The sequence below is a fragment of the Rhizobium sp. 25PS6 genome, from assembly GCF_032464655.1.
Taxonomy (GTDB): Bacteria; Pseudomonadota; Alphaproteobacteria; order Rhizobiales; family Rhizobiaceae; genus Rhizobium; species Rhizobium laguerreae.
Window position 1 is genome coordinate 135,292 of sequence record NZ_JAWDIV010000020.1, and the last position, 6,535, is coordinate 141,826.

7 protein-coding genes are annotated in these 6,535 nt (G+C 63.6%); 6 read left to right on the top strand and 1 reads right to left on the bottom strand.

Going from position 1 to position 6,535, the window contains the following annotated elements; all coding sequences use genetic code 11:
- Positions 1-65: 65 nt before the first annotated feature.
- The gene (locus tag RWK44_RS26505; protein ID WP_222060321.1) at positions 66-1,292 is read right to left on the bottom strand and encodes an MFS transporter; all 1,227 of its coding nucleotides are present in this window, start codon (positions 1,290-1,292) and stop codon (positions 66-68) included.
- A 374-nt stretch (positions 1,293-1,666) separates the two neighbouring features.
- Here RWK44_RS26505 and RWK44_RS26510 point away from each other — a divergent pair, with 374 nt between their 5' ends.
- The 6 genes from RWK44_RS26510 (at position 1,667) to ccmE (ending at position 6,446) form a co-directional block, all read left to right on the top strand.
- The gene (locus tag RWK44_RS26510) at positions 1,667-1,915 is read left to right on the top strand and encodes a hypothetical protein (protein ID WP_020049234.1); all 249 of its coding nucleotides are present in this window, start codon (positions 1,667-1,669) and stop codon (positions 1,913-1,915) included.
- 55 nt (positions 1,916-1,970) lie between these two features.
- Positions 1,971-2,642, top strand: coding sequence for a response regulator transcription factor (locus RWK44_RS26515; protein WP_003546765.1), 672 nt, complete (start codon positions 1,971-1,973; stop codon positions 2,640-2,642).
- Positions 2,632-4,035, top strand: coding sequence for a sensor histidine kinase (locus tag RWK44_RS26520; RefSeq protein WP_020049235.1), 1,404 nt, complete (start codon positions 2,632-2,634; stop codon positions 4,033-4,035). Before RWK44_RS26515 ends, RWK44_RS26520 begins: the two co-directional genes overlap by 11 nt.
- A gap of 118 nt (positions 4,036-4,153) precedes the next feature.
- Positions 4,154-4,576 carry a hypothetical protein gene (locus tag RWK44_RS26525; RefSeq protein ID WP_131641444.1) on the top strand — a complete coding sequence of 141 codons (423 nt, stop codon included), beginning with the start codon at positions 4,154-4,156 and terminating at the stop codon, positions 4,574-4,576.
- A gap of 182 nt (positions 4,577-4,758) precedes the next feature.
- Complete coding sequence (ccmI, locus tag RWK44_RS26530) at positions 4,759-5,937, top strand: c-type cytochrome biogenesis protein CcmI (protein ID WP_441005340.1); 1,179 nt, start codon at positions 4,759-4,761, stop codon at positions 5,935-5,937.
- Complete coding sequence (ccmE, locus tag RWK44_RS26535) at positions 5,934-6,446, top strand: cytochrome c maturation protein CcmE (RefSeq protein ID WP_221993103.1); 513 nt, start codon at positions 5,934-5,936, stop codon at positions 6,444-6,446. The genes ccmI and ccmE overlap by 4 nt, the downstream gene beginning before the upstream one ends.
- Positions 6,447-6,535 lie beyond the last annotated feature (89 nt).

Below are 6,535 nucleotides of genomic sequence, written 5' to 3' on the forward strand. Positions count from 1 at the left end.
TGGTCAGATTGCCCCAGCGGTTGTGGCGTGGACGGAAAGCCGCTCTCTTCCTGCGTGGATGATAATCAAGAAATATTAAGAATGGCTGATTCCGATACGCGGGCGCCGCGCACCAGCGCCATCAGCATCAGCACGAAGATGAGCGACAATGCCGCCAGAACGGCGCAGGCGGCGAGTGCCGGGCCGGTGCCGGCGCGGTCGAGGATGGCGGTGAAGATGACAGGGGCGATGGCGTTGGCGAGGTTCTGCGGCAGCGACAGCCGGGCCGATTGCAGTCCGAATTCGCGCGGTGAGAACAGCGCCAGCGGGAGCAGCGCGCGGGCGACGGTCATGACGCCGGTGCCGAACCCGTAAAACAGGACGAAGGTGACGAGCAGCGGCGTCGACGGGCTGGCAACCAGCATAATAACGAAGCTCATCATCATCAGGCTGATGCCCATGGCCGCGCTGAGCATGGGGTTGCCGCGCCGGCCGAGCAGCATGTCGAGGAAACGTGCCGAGATGCCGAGGATGCCGCGTGCCGAGCCGAGCTGCAGTGCAAAGGCGGGGGAGGCGCCGGACTGGCGGAAGATTTCGAGCAGCGATGGCGAGATGCCGAAGGTGACGAAGGTCGAGATCGTCGTCGCCGCGGCGATCAGCAGAAAGGCTTTGCGCTGCTTGGCCTTCGACAGCGGCACCGGGGCGATTTCGGCTGTGCCGCCATCGACATGTATTGCGATCGGCTTCGGCAGGACGAAAAGATGCAGCGGCAGGCAGACGAAGAATTGCAGCGCCGCACAGACCAGGAAGGTGAGGCGCCAGCCGACCGCCTCGTTGAGCAGGCTGAGGATCGGCCAGAAGATGGCGCTCGAAAGGCCGGTGAACAGCATCAGGATGGCAATGACGCGTTTGCCGTTCGCCCCTTCACGCTCGACGACGGCGGTATAGGCCGGTGCCGAGAGGCCGAACGCGCCGCCTATGCCGATGATGATCCAGGCGCCGGCATAGAGCACGATGCCGTTTGCAGCGGCAAGCAGAAGCAGGCCAAGCGCAAAGGTCAGCGAGGAGGCCGAAAGTACCCGGGCAGCACCATAGCGGCCGAGCCAGCGGCCGGTTGCCGGACCAACGATGGCGCTGACCACCATCATGATCGTCAGGCCGGCAAACACCACTTCGTTCGCCAGGCCGAGATCGGGCGCCACGACGCGGCCCATGACTCCGAGCATGTCGAAAGTCGTGCCCCAGCCGATCAGCTGGGTAACGGCAAGGACGGTGACCGTCTGCGCCGAGCGGAAGCGGGAGGATTTTGGCATTGGTGCTGAAACGGTCTGAAATGTGGGGCAGCAAGGGCATAACAGTTTCAACCGGCTGGTGAAAGCTGCGGGCGGCGAGAATCGGAAGAGCGCGGCCGATTCGCAGACAAAGATTGTGGTGTCGGTCCCGCCGGCTTCCCGCCTTTACCGGAGGTGATGAAGAATGCGTGGATACCAAGGTTGAGGGTATCGTTTTTGGACGCAACGGCCGCCGCCGGAGCTTGCTGCGGCGGCAATTTAGAGGCGCTGAAACCGGCTGTCCCGAACAGTCGAGAACAGTTCTAAACGCCCTGCATTACAGCGCATTCATTTGCCATTCAGGTCGCGTGAGTACATATTCGGGGCAAGTTGGCATTACCTTGGAAGCATAACACATGGCCTTTCCTCTGAGCGTCGCAGCATTGGCCGCCGGACTGGTGGTATCGGCGCCCTCACCGGACGCCGCGGGCACTTTTGTCGTGCGTATCGGAGGCGATTGCAGCGCCGCTGCAGCCCAGGTCGTCGAGCAGACGGGCGGCCAGCTCCTGTCCGTGCAACCGGTGGGCGATACCTGCATCATCACCGTTCTCGTGTCCGGCAATGGCCAGCGTCCACGCAAGGTGACGGTAAAGGTTCCGATGTAGGCGGAATCGGCTTATTCAGGACATTGAACGATTTGAAGCGGACGAAGGCGGACCGATGCGCATCCTGGTAGTCGAAGACGACGTTAATCTGAACCGGCAGCTGGCCGACACGCTGAAAGAGGCGGGCTATGTCGTCGACCAGGCGTTCGACGGCGAGGAAGGCCATTTCCTCGGCGACACCGAACCCTATGACGCCATCATCCTCGATATCGGCCTGCCGGAGATGGACGGGGTTACCGTTCTTGAAAAATGGCGCGGCGCCGGCCGCGGTGTGCCGGTGCTGATCCTGACGGCGCGCGACCGCTGGAGCGACAAGGTCGCCGGCATCGACGCCGGTGCCGACGACTACGTCACCAAGCCCTTCCATGTCGAGGAAGTGCTGGCCCGCATTCGGGCGCTGATCCGGCGCGCAGCCGGGCATTCCTCATCCGAGATCATCTGCGGGCCGGTGCGGCTCGATACTAAATCCTCGAAGGCGACGGTCAACGGCACGACGCTGAAGCTGACCTCGCACGAATATCGCCTGCTTTCCTATCTCATGCATCATATGGGCGAGGTCGTCTCGCGCACGGAACTGGTCGAGCATATGTACGATCAGGATTTCGACCGCGATTCCAACACGATCGAGGTCTTCGTCGGCCGCCTGCGCAAGAAAATGGGGGTCGACCTGATCGAAACGGTGCGCGGTCTCGGTTACCGTATCCAAGCGCCGAAACATGCGAATTAAGTCGCTCACCGCACGTGTGTTGTTGCTGACCACGGTCTGGTCGACGGTGGCGCTGGTGGTGATCGGTCTGCTGATCTCCACCCTCTACCGCAAGAGCGCCGAACGCGGTTTCCAGGATCTGTTGCGGGCGCAGCTCTATAACGTCATCAATTCGGTGACGATCGGCGATCAGGGCGCGCTCAGCGGCAGCCCGCAGCTCGGCGACCTGCGTTTTGCCCAGCCGAAGACCGGCTGGTACTGGGTGGTGGAGCCGCTCGGCACCTATACGACCGCACCGCTGGTGTCGCCTTCGCTCGGCTCGGCGCTCATTGCGGTTCCCTCCGTCGTCGAAGCGCCCTTCGACAAGAATTACGAGCGCTACTACCAGGTGACGGATGCTTCCGGGAACCGCGTGCAGGTGGCCGAAACCGAAGTGGTGCTCGATACCGACGGGCGCGCGGCGCGCTTCCGCGTCACCGGCAACGTCGATGTAGTCGAAGACGACGTGCGCACCTTTTCCCACAGCCTCTATCTGGCGCTCGCCGGTTTCGGCGTCGGCAGCCTGATCGTCAACGCGCTGGCGATTCTCTACGGCCTTAAGCCGCTCGACAAGGCACGCGCCGCGCTGGAGCGCATCCGCGCCGGCGAGAGCGAACAGCTGAAAGGCGACTTCCCGCGCGAAATCCTGCCGCTCGCCAACGAGGTGAACGCGCTGATCGACAGCAATCGCCGCATCGTCGAGCGAGCCCGCATGCAGGTCGGCAATCTCGCGCATTCGCTGAAGACGCCGATCGCCGTGCTCCTCAACGAGGCGCGCGTGCTCGAAAAATCCCATGGCGAGCTGGTGCGCAGCCAGGCGGAATCGATGCAGGGGCAGGTGCAGTCCTATCTCAATCGGGCGCGCATCGCCGCGCAGCGCGAATCCGTGCTCGCCCGCACCGATGCCGAGCCGGCGCTTGAACGGCTGGTGCGCGTCATGCGCCGGCTGAACGTCGATACCGAATTCGATCTGGTCGTCTCGCCACCGCATCTGGCCGTTGCCATGGAGCAGCAGGATCTCGAGGAGACCGTCGGCAATCTCCTGGAAAATGCGGCGCGTTTTGCCAAGAGCAGGGTGCGGCTTTCGGCCGTCGAGGCCGGCGAGGATGTGAAGGGGGTAGAGGCGAGCGCGCGCCGCCACTGGGTGGAGCTCGCCGTCGAGGATGACGGGCCGGGCCTGGAGCCGGACCAGATCCGCGAGGCGCTGAAGCGCGGCCGCAGGCTCGACGAAAGCAAACCCGGAACCGGGCTCGGCCTTTCGATCGTCACCGAGATTTCCAACGAATACCAGGGACGGCTCGAGCTTTCCCGAGGTGAATGGGGCGGGCTGAAGGCGAAGCTTATCCTGCCCGGCGTCACAAAGGATGTTGCATGAGCAACTGCTTGATGTCACAAAGATACTGGCAAACGTATAGCATGCTTTGCCTTAATGCTGACACGGGGACGCTGCACTTCGATCGGCTGAAATTGACCCCTGATCGTGGTTCGACGCAATGATTTTACGCTCGCAAGGCATGATCGTTTCCGCTCTTCTCGTCGCCGTCGCGCTGTCCGGCTGCACGACGACGAAGAGTGCCGCTTCGCGCGGCATTTTTTCGAGCAAGCCCTCGGCATCGGCCGCCTTCATCACCGCGCTGCAGGGCGGCATCGTTGGCCGCAGCGGCGTGAGCTTGAACGACAGCGACAAGCAGCGGGCGCTCGAGGCGGAATATCGGGCGCTGGAAGGGGCCGCCGTCGGCCAGCCGATGCTCTGGACCGGCAAGGATGTCACCGGCAAGGTGGTGGCGGCTGCGCCCTATCAGGTCGGTTCGCAGAACTGCCGGCAATATACCCATACGCTGACCGTCGACGGCAAGGACACGGTGGCGCGCGGCGCTGCCTGCCGCAACGACGACGGCAGCTGGTCGCCGCTCTGAATTGCGGCCAATAGAGCGCCGCGCGTCCGACAGGACGCGCCAAGGACGCTCTATCGCTTTAGATGGCGCATAATCCTTTCCGAAAATCGATTCCGATTCTCGGGGTTATGCGCTAGCCTCAAATCTTCGTCATTCCGGCTTTGGCAGTTGGAATGAAGGCGCGCTTCACGTATTTGGGCGACATGCTGTTCTGGATTCTCGTTGCCGCTTTGACGGCAGCCCTCGCCGTCATCCTGCTCTACCCCCTTCTGCGCGGAGCGAAGGCGGCGGAGAATATCCGCGCGGGCGAGGCGGCGGTCTATCGCGACCAGTTGCGCGAACTTGACCGCGATCTCAACGGCGGGCTGATCACCCCGGAGGAGGCCGATTACGCCAGGGCAGAAATCGGCCGGCGGCTGATCGCAGTCTCTGCCGATGAGCCGGCTGAGACGGCGAAACCCGCACGGCATCACCGTTTTACCGAGGCCTTCGTGCTCCTGGTCCTGCCGGTTCTCGGGCTCTGTCTTTATTTGACGACGGGCAGGCCGGACCTGCCCTCGCAGCCGCTGGAAGCGCGGTTGGAAAACTCCGGCAACGACGTGGCGGTGCTGATCACCAAGGCGGAACGGCACCTGGCTGAGAAGCCTGATGACGGCAAGGGCTGGGACGTGCTGGCGCCGATCTATTTCCGCACGATGCGCGTCAACGACGCGCAACTGGCCTATCGCAATGCTATCCGGCTTCTCGGCCCGAGCCCCGTCCGGCTCGATGGCCTTGCCGAGACGCTGATGGCGGCCTCGGACGGCGTGGTGACGGAGGAGGCGCGGCAAGTGCTGGAACAATCGCTGACGCTCGAACCTGACAATCCGCGTGCCCGCTTCTACATCGCCCTCAGCATGGAGCAGGCGGGACGGCCCGATGAGGCGCGCCAGGCCTTCGAGGCGCTGGCGAAACAATCGCCTGATGATGCGCCCTGGCTTCCGTTGGTCAACGAGCATATCGCCATGAACGGCGGCGTGAAGTCAGGCGCCGATCCGGCTGCCCCAGGCGCCAACCCGGCTGCCCCGGGCGCCGATCAGGCTGCCCCCGGCAATCCCACGCAGCAAGATGTGGCGGCGGCCGAGACTATGAGCGCCGGCGACCGGCAGCAGATGATCCGCGGCATGGTCGAGAGCCTCGACGCCAAGCTCAACGAAGATCCGAACAATTTCGAGGGCTGGATGCGGCTCGTCCGCTCTTACGCCGTATTGAACGACAAGGATCGCGCTGCCGGCGCCCTGAAGCGCGGGCTTGCGGCCTTTCCGCCGCCCGGCGAACAGGGCAGGCAATTGCTGGCGCTTGCCAGGGAACTCGGCATAGCCACGGAGGGAGCGACGCAATGACGCGCAAGCAGAAGCGCCTTGCAGTGATCGGCGGCGGCATGGGCTTCATCATCGCCGCCGTGCTGCTGGTCATGTTCGCCTTCAGCCAGTCCGTTGCCTATTTCTACATGCCGGCGGATCTCGCCAAGACGCCGGTTGCGCCGGAAACCCGCATCCGGCTCGGCGGGCTGGTCGGCGAGGGCAGTGTCGTGCGCGGCACCGGCTCGACTGTGGAATTTGCCGTTACCGACGGCAGCACTAATGCCGTGAAGGTCAAATATACCGGCATTCTCCCCGATCTTTTCCGCGAGGGCCAGGGTGTCGTGACAGAAGGCATGTTCGCCGCCGGGACGAACGTCTTCGTGGCCGACACCGTGCTTGCCAAGCATGACGAGACCTATATGCCGAAGGACGTGGCCGACAGGCTGAAATCCCAGGGGCTGTGGAAGGAAGGTCAAGGCCAGGAAAACCCTGGGAAGGAAGCTCAGGGCCAGGAAGTGAAAGGACAGCAAGTGAAGGCGACGCCATGATCATCGAGATCGGCCATTACGCGCTGGTGCTGGCGCTGGCCACGGCGCTCATCCTTTCCATTGTGCCGGTGATGGGAGCCCGTCGTCAC

Bases quoted from the DNA above. Each gene is read 5' to 3' on its own strand.
- RWK44_RS26515 (WP_003546765.1), top strand. From the start codon at position 1,971: ATGCGCATCCTGGTAGTCGAAGACGACGTTAATCTGAACCGGCAGCTG.
- ccmE (WP_221993103.1), top strand. From the start codon at position 5,934: ATGACGCGCAAGCAGAAGCGCCTTGCAGTGATCGGCGGCGGCATGGGC.
- RWK44_RS26525 (WP_131641444.1), top strand. From the start codon at position 4,154: ATGATTTTACGCTCGCAAGGCATGATCGTTTCCGCTCTTCTCGTCGCC.
- RWK44_RS26510 (WP_020049234.1), top strand. From the start codon at position 1,667: ATGGCCTTTCCTCTGAGCGTCGCAGCATTGGCCGCCGGACTGGTGGTA.
- ccmI (WP_441005340.1), top strand. From the start codon at position 4,759: ATGCTGTTCTGGATTCTCGTTGCCGCTTTGACGGCAGCCCTCGCCGTC.
- RWK44_RS26505 (WP_222060321.1), bottom strand. From the start codon at position 1,292: ATGCCAAAATCCTCCCGCTTCCGCTCGGCGCAGACGGTCACCGTCCTT.
- RWK44_RS26520 (WP_020049235.1), top strand. From the start codon at position 2,632: ATGCGAATTAAGTCGCTCACCGCACGTGTGTTGTTGCTGACCACGGTC.